Source organism: Metabacillus sp. KH_069 (assembly GCF_057838075.1).
In genome coordinates this window covers 60,413-78,442 of record NZ_CM174460.1, presented here as the reverse complement: position 1 = coordinate 78,442, position 18,030 = coordinate 60,413, and the positions used below count along the sequence as shown (strand labels likewise).

The following is an 18,030-nucleotide window of genomic DNA, read 5'->3' as shown; positions in this document are numbered from 1 at the left end:
CTTTTCAGCACCCCTTTATAGCCCTTTGCTTTTTGCTTCATTCCAGTAAGAATCCATTTCTTCAAGAGACATCTCTTCCAGGTTTTGATTAAGCTCATCTGCTTTTTTCTCTATATATTCGAATCGTCTTTTAAATTTATGATTGGTTGCCGATAAGGCTTCCTCAGGCTCTACATCGTAAAATCTGCCAATGTTGACCAGTGCAAAGAGAATGTCCCCAAACTCTGCGAGGATTTTCGTTTGATCAGCGTGTTTTTCCGCTGTTTCAGCCTTGAACTCCTGCATCTCTTCCTGAACCTTTTCCCATGCTGACTCAGCATGATCCCAGTCAAAGCCGACTTTAGCTGACTTCTTTTGAATATGGTAGGCCTTAGACAATGCAGGGAGCGAGCCGGCAATCGACTTCAAAAGGGACTCTTTTTCATCTGATCCCTTTTCTGCACGCTTTATCTCCTGCCAATTTGACAGTACTTCATCCGAACCGCTAACAACAGCCGTTGAAAAAACATGCGGATGTCTGCGGATCATTTTTTCTGTTAATGTTCTGATGACATCATCAATTGAAAACATACCATCGTCTGAACCAATTTGAGAATGGAGCATGACCTGAAGGAGAACATCTCCAAGCTCTTCAACCACATGTTCATCATCTGCTTCGTCAATGGCTTCAATTAACTCATAGCATTCTTCAATCAAATACTTTTTCAGAGATTGATGGGTCTGCTTCAAATCCCACGGGCACCCGTTTGGTCCTCGAAGCTCCGCAATCACCGAGCGAAGTGATGAAAATTGGTGATTCAGAATGCTCTCATCCTTTGCGGGAGGCACATACACACTTGTTAAGTTGTTAACCGACGTAACCCGGTCAAGCTCAAAAAGAGGCACCTTTATGATCTTTTGCTGACTGCTTCCGGCCGCTGTAACAATCTGAACCTCATAGTCATCAGGCAAATCTTCCATCAGCGTCAGTTTCACTTCGGAAGCAACCATTTGATCATACACTTGGCAAATAATCAGATGCTGCCTGTAGTTTAACTGCTCTCTCTTCATCGTCAGACCGTCTACCATTTGGAATCCGTCAATCGGGTCGATTTGAAGCGCAGTAAACGTAGCATCTAAAAAGCTTTGACCTCCTGCTATACGGATCTCATAGCCTCTCTGTCCTCCATTTTGAAGCAGCAATTGAACCGTCTGCTCTGCAACAAGGGGATGTCCAGGAACAGCGTAGATAATCTCTTTATCATCCGCTTCCTTGTATAGCTCCAGTTCAATTTTAGCGTAAACATCGCCGAATTGATCATTCTCTTCGTAGAGGTGATCAAATGTTCTGTAATCCGGCAGTTCTGCCCGCAGTTCATCAATAACCGGATGTTCTTTTGTTCTTAAAAACAAGTGGGAGGCTGATGTAAGTGTTCGATAAACTCCAAGCGGCAAATGACTGGCATCCGAGCCCCCAAGTCCTACTACTGTAATCTTTTTCACCATCATTCCATACCCCGTTTCATTTATTTTAAAAACTTCTCAAGCTTCTTTCCGCCCGGAAATGCAGCGAGTTCGTTTTTCGTAAAAATAGAAAGTTTTAAAATGGCCAATAGATAGATAACCGCTCCTGCTAATGCACCTGATAATGATCCGATTGTAGCCGCCATTCGGTTAAGATCATCCCAATATTGATCAAAGACAGACATATATAGAGAAAGGAGCGCAAGCATCAAACCTGCAGCGGCCGCTGTCTTCTGTATATCCTTCCAGCTGATGAGCATGTACCCTTTCGTTTTTAAATACCAGGCATTCAAAAAACCGATCACTGCATATGCTGCAACGGTTGCAATAGCTGCTCCCTCCGTATTCATCGACGGAACCAAAAGAATGTTTAAACCTAGTTTAACCGCGCATCCAATTACGACTGCTGCTGCAGGGAAAAAGGTAAAGCTTAGACCCTGTAAGATAGCAGACAGGGTCAGGGCATAGGATGTAAACAAAACGGATATGCCTAAAATACCAAGCACATTCGTACCTGATGCATCCCGGAACAGCATGATGTTTGTCGGCTCCATAATCACGATCAGTCCTGCTGCCGCTCCTGTTCCAATCACCGTGCAGATTTTCATGGAACTCGTTATTTTATCTGCAATCACGCCATCTTCATGATTCTTTTTCGCATATGATATAAGCGGAACTAACGATAAGGAAAAGGATGTTGCAACCACTGTTCCTATCTGAATCAGAGGCTGCCCCCTGTCATATATCCCTTTTATTGCCTTGGCTGCTGACATTTCGATTCCGTTAGAGAGAAGCGTCGAATAGAGCTGCATGGCATCAATCATTTGGATAAAAATCAGCATTAAGCTTGTCATGCAAATGGTCATTGAATTGATTAATAAATACTTAATGATTGTTTTTGTATGAATCGATGATTTCCCTGTTTGGAAAAAAAGAGCTCTTCTTTTATCCTTGGCCAAAAACACGGATAATACTGCTGCTGCAGCAATTCCACCAGTCAAAGAGCCGAATAAAGCTCCTTCTCCCGCCTCATACAGAGAGTAGCCATTCTGAATCAGAATATATGAAAAGAGAAGAATCGTCACAACTCTGATTCCTTGTTCTGTTACTTGGGAGAGAGCGGTAGGAAGCATAGTATCAAACCCTTGAAAATAACCCCTTGCAATAGATATAAAGGGAAGCAAAAGAAAAGAGAATGAAATAATTTTAAGCAGCGGGGCAAGCTCCGCATCGCCCATGATTTCTGAAATGTGCACTGCGCCTAAATAGAGGCATAAAAAGAACAAAGCACAAACGGAAATTAAGAACAAAAAGGAAATCCTCAGGATAGAAAAAAGAGAGGAATTGTTTTTTTCTTTATCTCCAAATTCAATGATTAATTTTGAAATAATGACCGGAAATCCGGTTGTAGCAAGCATAATAGCAATCCCGTAAAAAGGATAAACCTGCTGATATATGTAAAATCCGATGTCTCCGACAATATTTTGATAAGGCACCCTGTAGGCAGCGCTCATGATCTTTATTATAAGTCCCGCAAGTGTCAATACAAAGGCACCTTGCAGGAAGAGATTTGCTGATGTATCAGAACGGACGTTCATCGCCCAATTCCCCTTCCAATTTTAAGCTGAACGTGCCTATTATATCATAATATGTAACCCGCTATAAAAGCGGAAGCGCCCGTTTAACGCAGGCAGACAGATAAGGATCCGCCAGAAAAGGCGCTTTTTGCCTTTAATGGCGGATCCGTTCTGGCCGAGGAGTTGGGCGATGGAGCTAGACATCATTGTTCAAGACGATATAAATACTGTCAAACAAGAAAAGGCAGCAAAAAATCGCTGCCTGATAATACGATATGAATAATGACTACTGTTCCATTTGCCGAGCCAAAAATCCAGCTGCTGTTTCTACTGCTTTATGCTCGACTTCACCGACAGCCTGATCCTTTGAAAAGATCACAACAGCACCGATAGGATCTCCATTAGCAACAATCGGCCCAACTGTGAAGGATTTAAGCTCTTCGCTTGTTCCATCTATCAATTGGATATTCCCGCCTTCTGTGTTCAGCACAGAGCTGCGTTCTTCCATTGCTTTTTCAACCTGATCGCTAATATTTTTATTCATGTATTCCTTTTTTGAGCCGCCTGAAACTGCTATGTATGTGTCACGGTCACATATCAGCACGGGATGTCCAAGACTGTCATATAGAGCATCGGCATATTCTTTTGCAAAATCGCCTAGCTCGCTGATTGGTGAATACTTTTTCAATATGACTTCTCCGTCCCGGTCGACGAAGATTTCAAGCGGATCTCCTTCTCGAATGCGCAGGGTCCTGCGTATTTCCTTCGGTATCACCACACGGCCTAAATCATCAATACGACGTACTATACCAGTTGCTTTCATCTAATGCTGCCTCACTTTCACTTGATGATTGTGTACTCGATGATTGTTGGCGCAAGCTAAAAGTGAGCTTCTTTATGCCACAACCATCATTGCTTAGAAATAGTATTCTTCACTAAAACACGCAATATACACAATCACAGAGGAATTTTCTTGAATAGGCAGTATTTTCTTTTCAGCTTAGACAAAAAAAACAGGTATTAAACTCAGTTTGCTGAAATCTCTTCTTTTTTTACAGATCCTAATCCATTTAGGAGCTCTGAAGCAATATTCAGCCATTTTTCCGTATTAACGCCTTTAATTTGAATGGTGATTTTCAGTCTTTTTCCATCCATTCCCAGACCGACAGCTCTGCCGTACTTATTGCTCAGTTCAAACAGCTTCTGACCGTCAACCAGTCTGCTCGCATCTTCACTGACGTAAAGAGCAACCGTATCTTTATCCTGTTTGATCATATCAACCTTCTCTTGGACAGCAAAAACTTTAAGCTTTGCAATCTGCAGAAGATATCCTACCTCTGCCGGATAATCCCCGAATCTGTCGACGATTTCTTCCTGCAGCTCTTCTAAATCAGCTAAGGAAGCAACAGCTCTGAATCGTTTATAGATATCGATTTTCTGTCTGCCGTCTGATATGTACTCTTCAGGCAGGTATGCATCCACTTCAAGATCAATTTCCACTTGGAATGGCTTTTCTTTCGGTCCGTCTTCTCTCCGCTCCTCGATTGCTTCCTTCAGCATTTGAGAATAAAGATCGAAACCAACAGAATCGATGAATCCATGCTGCTGGGCACCAAGCAGATTTCCTGCTCCGCGGATAGAAAGATCGCGCATCGCAATTTTAAATCCAGAACCAAGCTCAGTAAATTCTTTTATTGCCTGCAGACGTTTTTCTGCCACTTCAGTCAATACTTTGTCTTTTCGGTACGTAAAGTAAGCATATGCAATTCGGCTGGAACGCCCGACACGGCCTCTTAGCTGATAAAGCTGAGAGAGACCCATCTTATCTGCATCATGGACGATAAGGGTATTCACATTTGGAATATCGACACCTGTTTCAATGATGGTCGTGCTGACAAGGACATCAAATTGCCCATCAAGGAAATTAAGCATCGTTGATTCAAGTTCATTCTCGGACATTTTGCCATGGGCGTATGTCACACGTGCATCAGGTACAAGCATAGAAATTTCATCCGCTTTGCGGTCAATATCGTCAACGCGGTTGTATAAAAAGTAGACTTGGCCGCCCCTTGCAAGTTCTCTTTCAATGGCTTCACGGACGAAGCCCCCATTATATTCAACGACATAAGTCTGAACAGGGAACCGGTTCTCAGGCGGCGTTTCGATAACAGACAAATCCCGGACTCCAAGCATCGACATATGCAGCGTACGCGGAATAGGGGTAGCTGTTAAAGTCAGGACATCAATATTTGCCTTCATTTGTTTAATTTTCTCTTTATGCGTAACACCAAAGCGCTGCTCTTCATCGATAATCAAGAGGCCAAGCTCTTTGTACGTAACATCTTTGGATAAGAGACGGTGTGTGCCGATAACCATATCAACTGTGCCATTTTTCAGGCCTTTTACTGTTTCGTTCATTTCTTTTCTTGATCTAAAACGACTTAACAAGCCTATATTAATCGGATAATCTTGAAACCTCTCTCTGACTGTTTCAAAATGCTGTTGTGCAAGGATGGTCGTCGGAACCAAGAGTGCAACCTGTTTTCCATCGGCAACCGCTTTAAATGCAGCACGGATCGCAACCTCCGTTTTACCATAGCCCACATCACCGCAAAGAAGCCGGTCCATAGGGCGTTCCCGTTCCATATCAAGCTTGATTTCATGAATGGAGCGCAGCTGATCCTCTGTTTCCTGATAAGGAAAGACGGATTCAAACTCGCGCTGCATTTCGCCATCAGGCGAAAACCCGTAGCCTACACTCGCTTCCCGCTCAGCATACAGCTTGATTAAATCATCCGCTATATCCTGAACAGATGATTCAACCTTCTTCTTCACCCGCTTCCAGTCACTGCCGCCAAGCTTGTAGATCTTCGGTTCTTTCCCTTCTGAACCGACATACTTCTGGATGAGGTCAATTTGTTCAACCGGAACATACAGCTTGTCGCTGCCGTGATAGCGGATGTGCAGATAGTCTTTGTGGACGCCATTAATCACAAGGGTTTCAATCCCTAAGTATTTACCGATCCCGTGATTTACATGAACAACATGATCTCCGACTTGCAGTTCTGAATAGCTCTTAATTCTCTCTGCATTTGATATTTTTTGGCTTTTCGGCTGCTTTTTCACTCTCTTTTTAAAGAGTTCTTCCTCTGTAATAACGGCAAGCTTCTGCATAGGAAGTTCAAATCCCGTTTGCAGATCGCCTTCCATAAGATATAGATTGCCAAGCTTGGGCGCTTCATTTTTCTTCAAAAAAGCAGCTGTGATGTCATAATCAGCAAGCACGCCTTCAAGCTTTTTGACTCTCTCTTCTGTTGCACCAAGGAAAACAACCGAGAATTTCGCTTTTTTCCATCTATCAATTTCACTTTTCAATACGTGCATTTGCCCATGAAAGTTTTGCATCTGCTTACATGATACATTCAGGATATTCTGAGGACTTGTGTGCGGAACATGACGTAAAAATAAGGATAAATAGACAAGCGGATGTTTTGTTTTAGTTAGAACATCTGCATATTTATGTGACAAATGAACATCATTTACAATTTTTCCGTGCTCAAGCAGGCTAGTGTACCAGTCAGCCTCTTCCTTTTCGAGATTTTCGTACATTTCCTGAATTCTGCTGACTTCATCCATGACAACGATTGTCTGTTCATGAAAATAATCTAGTAAACTAGCAGGCTTCTCATAGAAGTATGAAAGATATTTAAACATTTCCTGATTAAACTGGCCGTTCCTTAATTGTTCAAGCTCATACCCGATGTTTTCTGCCAGAATCTCTTTTTGCTTTTCATCCTTAAGACGCTTCAAGCTGTAGGCTAAACCGTTCTCCAGCTTTTGTATGCACTTGGTGATTCTGCTTTGATCCACAACGAGTTCTTCAGCTGGACCGATATGAACTTCTTTAAGCTTAGCAATCGAACGCTGGTCCTCACTGTTAAAGGAGCGGATTGAATCAATCTCGGTATCAAACAGTTCAATCCGGATCGGGTATTCTTCTGTAAGAGGATAGATATCCATAATCCCGCCTCTTAAACTGAACTCTCCTGGAGCTGAAACCATTCCCGCTCTTTCATACCCCATCGTAATTAAAGATGCCATTGTTTTTTCAAGATCCAAATCTTGTCCAAGCTTTAAGTGAAACTGATTTTCAAGCCAAGCTTCCTTAGGCGGCAAGAACCTTCTGAGTGCTGCGACCGGGGCAACGATAATTCTTTTTTTATCTTGTGATAATTGATTCAGCACTTCCATTCTCTGTGCTTTTAACTCAGGACTTGCTACAGCAAGTTCAGATGCAATTAATTCGTTCACCGGATACAGAAGAACCTGATCACCGACAAGGTTGACCAGATCTTCATAGATCTTTTGGGCCTGAAACAAATTATGAGTAATCATTAAAATTGGTTTATTTGAATGCTGATAGAGTGAAGACGTGAAAACAGACCTTGCAGAGCCGGATAAGCCTGCTACAAGCTGTTCTTTCAAGCCTCCTTGAACTCCTTCAATGATTGTCTGAAAATCGTCATTATCATAAAAGTAATGCTGCAAACTTTGCAAAGGCTAAAACCTCCCCTTTTGTTAGTGTTAGAAAGGCAGATGTCAATCTCTCTATTAATGGCTCGACAGGAGCAAAAACTAGCACCTGCACCATAAGCCCAGTTACTGGATTTAACGGAAAAATGCCTTGGTTCCTTTCGTCACCAAAGCTTTCCCTATTGAATAAAACGCTGCAGCTGATGATAGTCAGGATTTCGTTCTAATGCTTCCTGACAATCCTCGCAAATGGTTTTTACAAGTATATCGCCATTCGACTCATATGATATCATTTCTTGTCTCTCTTCCTGCGACAGGTGATGGAATCCCAGTTGTTCGCTGTAAACTGAAACGCTGTCAATTGTCCCAACCTCTACGCCGCAATGACGGCATTTATAGTGTAGCGCCATTGAAAAGCCCCTCCTGAAAAGGTTTTTAAGTCTAGTATGAACCTTCAGGAGTCCGCTTATACTCTTCAGTTATATTTGTTCATCACCTGTAAAAAAGGCTCTTTAATAAAGCTTTCACATGCATCTGCAGATAATGAGATTGCATCTTTTATGCTCGGCTGTTCTTCTTTTCCAAAAGAGCCCAAAACATAATTTGAAACACTCGTGCCGCCAGACGGACGGTCGATTCCAATCCGCACACGGTTAAATTCCTGTGTGTTTAAATGCTGAATCATTGATTTGATTCCATTATGTCCGCCTGCACTGCCCTTTGTTCTCAGACGCACTTTTCCAGCCGGCAAATCAAGATCATCGTAAATGACAGCAATGTCTTTATCCTCAATTTCATAATAGTCCATCAAGGGTCTGATGCACTCACCTGAGAGGTTCATATATGTAAGTGGTTTTAATAATATGATTTTCTCGCCAGAAACATGACCGATTCCGAAGATTCCGTTAAACTTTGACCGATCAAGAGGAATGTTCAATCTCTTTGAAAGTTCGTCAATCGCCATAAATCCGACATTGTGACGCGTATCCTCATATTGCTTCCCTGGATTCCCAAGTCCAATGAAAAGTTTCATTCTCGTACCTGCCTTTATTCTAGAAGTGGTATGGCTGTGCTTAAGGGTGTCCGCCATGGCCATACTCCCTCGGGTTATGTTCAAAAAGGATGATGCGGATTGGAGCAGAGTTATCCCAATCGTAATCATCACCCTAAGTTTAGTATCTTTTTTCTCTATTTAAACAATACCATAAAAAACGCAGCCATTAAATGGCTACGTTCTGCAAATTATGATTGTTTTTCGTCTTCAGAGGAATCTTCTTCGTTCTCTCTGCCTTCAGCATTATCTGGCTCGCCAGATTCCTGTTGCTCACCGCTGTCAATTTCCTCTTCTTGCTGAGGAGGCAGGATGGATGCAACCACTTCATCATCTTCATGATTGAATGTGTACTTGCCAGAAACCTTTACATCTTTAATTGTCAGAGTATCATTGACGCCAAGTTCTGAAATATCCACCTCAATGGCTTGTGGGATATCACCTGGTTTAGCTGTAATTGATGCCTGATACATTGGCTGCTGAAGCACTCCGCCGTCTTTTACGCCCGCTGCATCGCCTGTCAGCGTAACCGGAACCTCAACCACTACGTCTTCTTTAAGATTGACTACATGGAAATCAGCATGCACAATTTCATTTTTAAGAGGGTCAGTCTGCATTTCATAAAGCATGACCGAATGAGACTTTCCATTTAAATCAAGTTTTATAATGGCGTTGCGTCCTTCTTCACGCAGCGTTTTAATTAATTCGATGCTATCTAAGGAGATTGATTTTGTATCAGTTGACTTACCATAAATGACAGCAGGAACTTGTCCCTGTTCACGAACCTTTCTTCTAGCCGAGTTTGTAAATACTGTTCGTTCTTGCACTTTTAATGTTGTCATAGTCCAAAACACCTTCCTAACGATAAGTTATGTCTTATTTAATTCCCATTATTGACAGGGTCTAAACATTTTTCTTAAGAAAAGGATGGTTTTGCCTCGGCTGCTGATTTTCAAATAAAGCTTCTATAACGATTGAGGACACGTATTTTAAAACAAGGCGTGTTCGCATAGATATTTGTTTTCGATTATTAATGTTGCCCGCTCCTTTCCGCTCCAGGAACTTATGGTTTTTACCATTTAGTCTAATAGCAACAATATTTACAAAAAGAGCCAAACAAAAACACCCTCTTAGCCCGAAGGCGATGAGGGTGTTTTGGAAAAGCATTAATCAAAAAGTGTGCTGACAGATTGCTCTTCATGAACGCGGATAATAGCTTCACCAATTAGTGGAGCAACTGACAGCTGTTTCAGCTTGCCAATTTTCTTTTCTTCGCCCAAAGCAATAGAATTTGTAACGACTAATTCTTTAATATTAGAGTTTTCAATACGCTCAATCGCAGGTCCTGATAAAACAGGGTGAGTACAGCAAGCATAAACTTCTGTTGCTCCGTTTTCTACTAATGCGTTAGCAGCAAGTGTAATCGTTCCAGCTGTATCAATAATGTCATCAATTAATATAGCTGTTTTGCCTTCAATGTTACCTACAATGTTCATAACTTCAGCAACATTTGGTCTTGGGCGGCGTTTGTCGATGATCGCAATCGGCGCTTTCAAACGGTCTGCAAGTTTGCGGGCGCGCGTCACGCCGCCGTGGTCAGGCGAAACAATGACGATGTCCTTCAAGTCTTTTTCAAGGAAGTACTCTGAAAGAATCGGCACACCCATTAGATGGTCAATTAAGATGTCAAAGAATCCCTGAATTTGAGGTGCATGCAGATCAAGAGTGATGACGCGGTCAGCGCCAGCCGTTTCAAGCAAGTTAGCAACAAGCTTAGCCGTAATCGGCTCACGAGCGCGTGCCTTGCGGTCTTGGCGTGCATAGCCATAGTATGGCATAACAATATTGATTGTCTTAGCAGATGCACGCTTAAGCGCATCAATCATGATCAATACTTCCATCAAGTGTTCATTAACCGGAGCACTCGTTGATTGAATAACGAATACATCACAGCCGCGGATACTTTCTTCAATGTTAATTTGAACTTCCCCATCACTGAAACGAGTTACCGAACATTTACCTAAATCAACACCAACTTCATCTGCAATCTCTTTAGCTAAAGCTGTGTTTGAATTTAATGTAAAAATCTTTAAATTAGAATCTGCATAACGATTAGACATATTAAAAGGAGACCTCCACTAGGTTTTATTAATATTGAGAAGCAATTAATCTTGCGTATTGATGTCCAGTCTGCAGCGCCCTGATTCCTCGGTCAGAACGGATCTGCCGCCATGCCTGCGCTGAACAAGGCGCCTTCGCTTTTCTTTATTTCATATACTCATCTTTATTGACTTGTCTTGCACGCGCAATAGAAAGCGCCTTGCCAGGTACATCATCCGTAATAGTTGAGCCTGCAGCAACATACGCGCCTTGACCAACTGTTACAGGTGCAATTAAGTTTGAATTGCAGCCTATGAAAGCTCCATCCTCAATTTTAGTAAGGAATTTATTCTTGCCGTCATAATTGACCGTAATAGATCCGCAGCCAAGGTTAACATCTGCGCCGACTTCAGCATCGCCGATATAGCTTAAATGTGAAGCTTTGCTCGCTTTGCCCATTGCTGATTTCTTGATTTCGACAAAGTTGCCGATCTTCACTTCATCTGCAATAGACGATGCAGGTCTGATGTGCGCAAATGGCCCGATATTTACATCATGGCCAATTTCACTGTCATGTGCAACAGACTGACGGATTGTTGTGCGATCTCCAACCTTGCAGTCTTTCACTTCAGTATGAGGTCCAATAACGGAATCCTCCCCAATAACGGTATTGCCTGAAATGACAGTGCCAGGGTAAATCACCGTGTCACGTCCAATTTTAGCATCACTTGAGATGTATGTGTTGTCAGGATCAATAATGGAAACACCGTTTTTCATATGAAAGGCGTTTACCCGCTTTTTCATATACTGCTCAGCTTGCGCAAGAGCTACTCTGTCATTTACTCCAAGCGTCTCTTCAAAAGATGCCGTCTGGAATGCAGAAACGATTTCATTGTTTGTTTTTAGGATTTCAATCACATCAGGAAGATAATATTCACCTTGAGAATTATCATTTGACACTTTCTTTAGTGCATCGAAAAGAGCACGGTTGTCAAAGCAATACGTTCCGGTATTGATCTCTTTGATCAAAAGCTCTTCCGCATTTGAATCTTTGTGCTCTACAATTTTTTCAACGTGGCCATCAGTATTTCTGACGACACGGCCATAGCCTGAAGGATCATCTGCTTTCGCTGTAAGAATTGTAGCTTTTGCATTCATTTCTGTATGATGAGAAAGTAAAGATGCCATTGTATCTGCTGTTATTAAAGGAGTGTCTCCGCAGATTACAATAGTCGTTCCTTCTTGATCCTCTAAATGAGCTGCTGCCTGCATAACAGCATGAGCCGTTCCGAGCTGTTCGCTTTGAACAGCATACTGGACGCTTTCGCCTAGCTGATCTTGTACTTTTTCCGCTCCGTGACCTACTATGGCAACGATTTTGCTTAAATCTAATTTAGAAACTTCATCAACAACATGCTGAACCATTGGCTTGCCGCCTACTGGATGCAGCACTTTATAAAGCTTTGATTTCATTCTAGTGCCTTGTCCGGCAGCTAAAATTACTGCGTATCGGTTATCCATATTCAGGCCTCCAATATACCTTTTTATCCATAGAAAAATATATCTCAAATAGACCCTTATTTCAAGAAAACATATGAAAGTACATAATTTTTCATAAAATTGTCATGATATGTAAGGATCTTTTCTCCTTTAAACCGCACTCTTAGTTTTGCCTGTAAAAAACAAAAAAGCCGAATAGGACTAAGTCCTACCCGACTTTTGAAGTGCTTCATATGATCAAGAAGCGCCTGCTTCTTCAAATTCAACTTCTAGTTCACCTAAACGATGATACTCGGCTAATACGGCCTCTTGAATTTTCCCGCGAGTTCCAGAATTAATAGGATGTGCGATATCTCGGAACTCTCCGTCTGGAGTGCGTTTGCTTGGCATTGCTACAAAAAGGCCATTGTTACCATCAATCACACGAATATCATGAACAACAAACTCATGATCCAACGTAATTGATGCAATCGCTCTCATGCGGCCTTCGGTGTTTACGCGGCGTAATCTTACGTCAGTTACTTCCATTCTGTTCACCACCTTTTCCTGTATGAAAAACTTTAGTTAAGTTATTCAACGGAATTTTTCTTTTTCCTGCAAGAATGGAAAAATATTTTGAAAAATCAGGTGATTTTGCTCATTTTTTATTGGTGCTTTTGTTTTTAACGTTCATTCATGAGATCAAGCTGGACGATTCACCCTGCAGATCCCTTAAAAACAATCTTCTTCTTGCAAAAAAATGATCAGTCAACAGAAGCAATAACTTCAATTTCCACCATTGCGTCTTTAGGCAATCTGGCTACTTCAACACATGAACGGGCAGGTTTATGTTCGCTGAAGTATTCGCCATACACTTCGTTAAATGCAGCGAAGGTATTCATATCTTTTAAAAATACGGTTGCTTTTACGACAGTCTGTAAAGAGGCACCCGCTTCTTCAAGTACAGCTTTTAAATTTGAAAAAACCTGATGTGTCTGCTCTTCTATTGAGCCATTTACCATTTCACCTTCGGGAGTGAGCGGAATTTGACCAGAACTGAAGAATAAACGGTCAATAATCATTCCCTGACAATATGGCCCAATAGCTGCCGGAGCTTTTTTTGTATCAACTTTTCTCATCATAATCTCTCCCTATAATGTTACTTGGTTTAAGAAGCGGAAGAAGTTTCCGTCCATGACATCAATTTGTTTATCTTTTACATTTACATCTGTTAATTTCACTACAGATATGTATTCATCAACAAGGCGTTCTTCTACACCTTCTGATTCAACCAGCACGCCGATTCCAGCGAGATTTGCATTAAACTCTTCAAGCATGCTGACCATTCCATTTATTGTTCCGCCGGCTTTCATAAAGTCGTCTATAATCAGGACGTTTGAACCTGTCTTCAGACTTCTTTTTGATAAAACCATCGTCTGAATTCTCTTGGATGACCCTGATACATAATTGATGCTGACAGTCGGCCCTTCTGTCACCTTACTGTCTTTTCTGACAATGACAACTGGAACGTCCAGTTGATTTGCAACTGCGTAAGCAACAGGAATTCCTTTTGTTGCCACAGTCATGACAATATCAATTTTCCGGTCTGCGAAAACAGATGCAAATAAACGGCCAATCTGATTGACGATTGTCGGGTTGCCAAGTATATCTGTTAAATATAAATATCCCCCAGGCAGCAGGCGTTCAGGTTTTGCCATAAGAGCGCAAAGCTCAGAAATAATTTCTTTTGCTTCGTTTATCCCGATTTTAGGAATAAATTTAACTCCTCCGGCAGCGCCCGGCACGGTTAAAAGGGAGCCGATGCCCCGCTGTTCAAAGGTTTGCTTTATAATCGTCAAATCTTCACTGATTGAAGACTTGGCTGATTGGTACTGATCAGAGAAAAAAGTTAAGGGAACAAGTGCATGTGGATGTTGTAGCAAGTAATAAGTCATATCAACAAGCCTTCCACTGCGACGAAATTTCATGGAATAACCTCCAAAATCCGAATATTTTAAAGATAATATAACTTAATATACGTATTTAATCAAGGCTATTCCGTTCCCCAAGCAATCTGACAGCAAATACCTGATCGCAAAAACCCCTTAATCCATTGTACACACGATGAAGCCTTGATTCATAGCGGACAAGGCCAAATACAGTAGGCCCGCTTCCGCTCATAAGGACAGCATCTGCACCAAACCGCTTCATTTGATCTTTAATATTTGCTACCTCTGGATACATCTTTAAAGTAACACCCTCGAGTACATTTCCTAAGAGGCTGCAAATTTGATCAAAATCCTGTGCCTTGATTCCTTCAATCATTCCATCTACATCAGGATGGGCAACATCATTCAAATTCAAATTGCGGTACACATCAGCAGTGGATACTCCAATTGTCGGCTTTGCAAGCACGACCCAGCAATGAGGAGGTGTATCAATATGCTGAATTTTTTCACCCCGGCCGGTAGCAAGTGCGGTTCCGCCATACACACAGAATGAAACATCTGAACCAATCTCGGCTCCAAGCTCTGCAAGCTCATCTAAGCTGAGTCCAAGCTTCCATAATCGGTTCAGCCCTCTGAGAGTAGCAGCCGCATCACTGCTGCCTCCAGCCAGCCCGGCAGCTACAGGAATCACCTTTGTGATGGCTATAGAAACGCCTTTTTTTACACCGTACCGCTTTTTTAACAATGAAGCAGCCTGATAGGCTAAATTCCGCTGATCATCCGGAACAAACCGATTATGAGAAATGATTTTAATCTCATCAGACGCAAGCTCGACAAGTTCAACGCGATCGGCAAGATCGATGGTTGTCATAATCATTTTCACTTCATGAAATCCATCTGTTCTCTTATGAAGGACATCGAGCGAAAGATTAATTTTAGCCGGCGCTTTCTCCAATATACGCAACATTTTCACCTACTTTTAACGAACTGAAATTATCCACATTGTACCACAAATAGAATGAATATAACGCAGTTTTCGACATTTCCGCTTAATGATGGAATATTTGAAATAACAGAGCCGAAAATGAGATATTTTTATTGTGATAAAAAGCCGGAGCTTGTCGCCCCGGCCTTTGCCGTCTGTTTTTACGCTTTATGATTTATTCTGATTTGCCAAGTGCTGCTCTGCAAGCTCGATCGCCCTCTTCACCATGTTACCGGCATCACGCGATCTAATGGCACCCCATCCATCATTTTTGACCGTATCATAAAATCCCAAGTCTTTAGCCAGTTCGTATTTGAATTCATCGGACATGATTCCCTGACGTCTTCCCATCACAGAACACCCCTTTAATTTACGTCTGATCCTCAAGGACTTAACCGCATAAAAAAAAGCGGCACTATTAGTATGTGCGGCTTTGTGTAAGTGTTATCCAAAATAAATACTGGCTCCGGAAAAAGATATCCTGTATTTTAACCATAAAAAAAAGCAGCAAACTAGTGTCTACTGCCCAGCAACTGCCACTGAACCTGAAGTATCTTCAAAAAATGTTAATTGCACTGTTTCAGTTAATACATCTGCATAACTGTATGATACACGTTCAAATGCATTTTCATCTTGATCTAGTTGTACAACGAAGACAGCTGGGTACGTTTCTGTAAGAACACCTGAACGCTCAATCGTTTTTCTGCGGCCGCCGTTTGCTTTAAGCGTAAGCCGCTTTCCAAGATTAGAATCCAGGGAATTTTTAATATCGACTAAAGTTTTTGCCATTGCATCCACCTCACTAATTTCAGTATACACGATAGCCTATTTTAAGTCAAATAAAATTTAAATTATAACAGTGATAAAAGTTCGTTGTCAACAAAATATTTTCAACAAAATTCACGTTCTATCTACAAATTAGGATTTACCTAAATCTTATTTTTTATGTAAAGAAAGGAAAGGAATTCTTTTACACATTGACTGCGTTTGCAATTCAATGAAATCACATAGCTTACAGCCAGAAGAAAAGAACCGCTGTCTCAAAGTGGAAAGCGGCCCTAAGAATTTGTTTCATCATGTCTGTGGTATGGCATGCCCGTTCGGAGGACACCTTTTGTTTCAATGCCGCCGAGGCCCTTCTCTCTTGTTAGAGTATTGCGCAGGACATCCCAGACATTAATTCTCTCCATAAAAGGAGTAAAGCTTATTTTAGCAACTATATACACTGGATCCAGCGCATGTATGTTTACTCGTGAGGGCGAACTCGCAAAATTCGCTCCAGCCCTGATTAAAGATTCAAAGTGAGACTGACAGGCCCCTGCAAAGATAACAAGCTGATCTAGATGAGGCACGGCTTTTCTTGCGTTGCGCACAGTCTGGACAAAGTGCTTTGAGTGACGGTAGGCATTTAGATCATTAATCGCACCTTTGTGCTTTGAGTAAGCATCATGACCCGTTATGACAAGGATATTAGGACGGTACTCTTCAATAAGGTCCGCTACGACATCCTGCATTTCTGTTTCTTTCACATGTACACCAAATACCGGGACACCGACACGTTCATAGAGAGTCAGACACTTTTGAAGATACAGCGGATCGCCGTCTAAGTGCAGCACTTTTCCAGGTAAATGAAAAAACTCCTCATTATGGCTGTAGCTTGCGGTTGCACCATACTCCCGCTTCTCCTGCAGCAGACGGTAATCCTGCTTTAATAAGTAAAGAGACTGCTCAAGCATTTCCTTTTCATGCACTTTTCTCTCATTGCGTTCCCGGTCACCAATAACGGCTAAATCATCACATAATGCATCAGCGATCAGACGTACTTCTTCTCCGTATAAAATGGCAGCCCATTTTCCATCCTCTGTTTGTTTCAAGTCAATCACCCGAAACAAGACATCACATTGATATGACTTTCGGGCTACGATATCTCCAATTTTCACTTGCATGTTCTTCACTCCAAATGACCGATTCCCCGGAACTGATCTTTAAAGAGCACCGCAGACTGGTTAGGTCCCTAAGGTGATGCCCATTCTATGTCTATTTCTTATAGACCATTAAGCTAAGAACAATCCTTTTCTAGCCTATGACAATGAATAAAAAGTGTGACCCATTCGAAAAGCGGAGCCGACTGTTTAGCCCCGACAGGCAGATAAGAATCCGGCAGTGAAGGCGCTTTTTGCCTTTGCTGACGGATTTGTTCTGACCGAGGGGTTAGGAGGCGGAGCTAGACAATACAGAAATGCGGAATCGCCCGTTTAGCTCCGACAGACAGATAAGGATCCGGCTGAAAAGGCGCTTTTTGCCTTTACAGACGGAGCCGTTCTGGCCGAGGAGTTGGGCGATGGAGCTGGACAATGAGAAAAGCAGAACCGCCCGTTTAGCCCAGGCATGGCAGATAAGAATCCGGCAGTGAAGGCGCTTTTTGCCTTTGCTGACGGATTTGTTCTGACCGAGGGGTTAGGAGGCGGAGCTAGACAATACAGAAATGCGGAATCGCCCGTTTAGCTCCGACAGACAGATAAGGATCCGGCTGAAAAGGCGCTTTTTGCCTTTACAGACGGAGCCGTTCTGGCCGAGGAGTTGGGCGATGGAGCTGGACAATCAGAAAAGCGGAATCGCCCGTTTAGCGCAGGCAGCAGATAAGGATCCGGCTGAAAAGGCGCTTTTTGCCTTTACAGACGGAGCCGTTCTGGCCGAGGAGTTGGGCGATGGAGCTGGACAATGAGAAAAGCAGAACCGCCTGGGGCAGCTCTGACAGGCAGAAAAGGAGCCGACAGAAAAGTTTTGACCGCTCACGCCCGCTATGCCCGTCAGGCAAATGAATGCCATTTTATACTGACATCCCCTTCTCTT

17 protein-coding genes are annotated in these 18,030 nt (G+C 42.3%); 1 reads left to right on the top strand and 16 read right to left on the bottom strand.

Annotated features, from left to right (window positions below; genetic code table 11):
• Positions 1-15: 15 nt before the first annotated feature.
• The 16 genes from yabN to yabG all read right to left on the bottom strand — a co-directional run bounded on the left by yabN (position 16) and on the right by yabG (position 17,123).
• Positions 16-1,485 carry a bifunctional methyltransferase/pyrophosphohydrolase YabN gene (yabN, locus tag AC3ISE_RS00385; protein ID WP_489224228.1) on the bottom strand — a complete coding sequence of 490 codons (1,470 nt, stop codon included), beginning with the start codon at positions 1,483-1,485 and terminating at the stop codon, positions 16-18.
• A gap of 20 nt (positions 1,486-1,505) precedes the next feature.
• Positions 1,506-3,101: a putative polysaccharide biosynthesis protein gene (locus AC3ISE_RS00380; protein WP_489222672.1), complete on the bottom strand. Its 1,596-nt coding sequence runs from the start codon at positions 3,099-3,101 to the stop codon at positions 1,506-1,508.
• Positions 3,102-3,366: 265 nt separating this feature from the next.
• The gene (spoVT, locus tag AC3ISE_RS00375) at positions 3,367-3,903 is read right to left on the bottom strand and encodes a stage V sporulation protein T (RefSeq protein WP_133313839.1); all 537 of its coding nucleotides are present in this window, start codon (positions 3,901-3,903) and stop codon (positions 3,367-3,369) included.
• A 203-nt stretch (positions 3,904-4,106) separates the two neighbouring features.
• A complete protein-coding gene (mfd, locus tag AC3ISE_RS00370) occupies positions 4,107-7,637 on the bottom strand; it encodes a transcription-repair coupling factor (RefSeq protein WP_489222671.1) in 3,531 nt (1,176 codons plus the stop codon).
• A 155-nt stretch (positions 7,638-7,792) separates the two neighbouring features.
• Positions 7,793-8,023 (bottom strand): anti-sigma-F factor Fin, encoded by a 231-nt coding sequence (fin, locus tag AC3ISE_RS00365; protein WP_070877652.1) that lies wholly within the window; start codon positions 8,021-8,023, stop codon positions 7,793-7,795.
• Between the two features lie 65 nt (positions 8,024-8,088).
• Positions 8,089-8,646 carry an aminoacyl-tRNA hydrolase gene (gene pth, locus AC3ISE_RS00360; protein WP_489222670.1) on the bottom strand — a complete coding sequence of 186 codons (558 nt, stop codon included), beginning with the start codon at positions 8,644-8,646 and terminating at the stop codon, positions 8,089-8,091.
• A 209-nt stretch (positions 8,647-8,855) separates the two neighbouring features.
• Positions 8,856-9,506, bottom strand: coding sequence for a 50S ribosomal protein L25/general stress protein Ctc (locus tag AC3ISE_RS00355; RefSeq protein WP_489222669.1), 651 nt, complete (start codon positions 9,504-9,506; stop codon positions 8,856-8,858).
• A 324-nt stretch (positions 9,507-9,830) separates the two neighbouring features.
• Complete coding sequence (locus AC3ISE_RS00350; protein WP_070877649.1) at positions 9,831-10,784, bottom strand: ribose-phosphate diphosphokinase; 954 nt, start codon at positions 10,782-10,784, stop codon at positions 9,831-9,833.
• Positions 10,785-10,929: 145 nt separating this feature from the next.
• Positions 10,930-12,285, bottom strand: coding sequence for a bifunctional UDP-N-acetylglucosamine diphosphorylase/glucosamine-1-phosphate N-acetyltransferase GlmU (gene glmU, locus AC3ISE_RS00345; RefSeq protein WP_489222668.1), 1,356 nt, complete (start codon positions 12,283-12,285; stop codon positions 10,930-10,932).
• A gap of 216 nt (positions 12,286-12,501) precedes the next feature.
• The gene (spoVG, locus tag AC3ISE_RS00340) at positions 12,502-12,792 is read right to left on the bottom strand and encodes a septation regulator SpoVG (RefSeq protein WP_070877647.1); all 291 of its coding nucleotides are present in this window, start codon (positions 12,790-12,792) and stop codon (positions 12,502-12,504) included.
• Positions 12,793-13,007: 215 nt separating this feature from the next.
• On the bottom strand, positions 13,008-13,385 hold the full coding sequence (locus tag AC3ISE_RS00335; RefSeq protein ID WP_489222667.1) for a RidA family protein: 378 nt from the start codon (positions 13,383-13,385) through the stop codon (positions 13,008-13,010).
• 9 nt (positions 13,386-13,394) lie between these two features.
• Complete coding sequence (purR, locus tag AC3ISE_RS00330) at positions 13,395-14,231, bottom strand: pur operon repressor (protein ID WP_489222666.1); 837 nt, start codon at positions 14,229-14,231, stop codon at positions 13,395-13,397.
• Between the two features lie 55 nt (positions 14,232-14,286).
• Positions 14,287-15,156: a 4-(cytidine 5'-diphospho)-2-C-methyl-D-erythritol kinase gene (gene ispE / locus AC3ISE_RS00325; protein ID WP_489224227.1), complete on the bottom strand. Its 870-nt coding sequence runs from the start codon at positions 15,154-15,156 to the stop codon at positions 14,287-14,289.
• A 189-nt stretch (positions 15,157-15,345) separates the two neighbouring features.
• Entirely contained in the window at positions 15,346-15,528 is a 183-nt protein-coding gene (locus AC3ISE_RS00320; RefSeq protein WP_489222665.1) for a small, acid-soluble spore protein, alpha/beta type, read from the bottom strand.
• Positions 15,529-15,696: 168 nt separating this feature from the next.
• On the bottom strand, positions 15,697-15,966 hold the full coding sequence (gene veg, locus AC3ISE_RS00315) for a biofilm formation stimulator Veg (protein ID WP_070877642.1): 270 nt from the start codon (positions 15,964-15,966) through the stop codon (positions 15,697-15,699).
• A gap of 269 nt (positions 15,967-16,235) precedes the next feature.
• Positions 16,236-17,123 (bottom strand): sporulation peptidase YabG, encoded by an 888-nt coding sequence (gene yabG / locus AC3ISE_RS00310; RefSeq protein WP_489222664.1) that lies wholly within the window; start codon positions 17,121-17,123, stop codon positions 16,236-16,238.
• Positions 17,124-17,764: 641 nt separating this feature from the next.
• Between yabG and AC3ISE_RS00305 the strand changes: the two genes are divergently transcribed.
• Complete coding sequence (locus AC3ISE_RS00305; RefSeq protein ID WP_489222663.1) at positions 17,765-17,902, top strand: hypothetical protein; 138 nt, start codon at positions 17,765-17,767, stop codon at positions 17,900-17,902.
• The last annotated feature ends 128 nt before the right edge of the window (positions 17,903-18,030 follow it).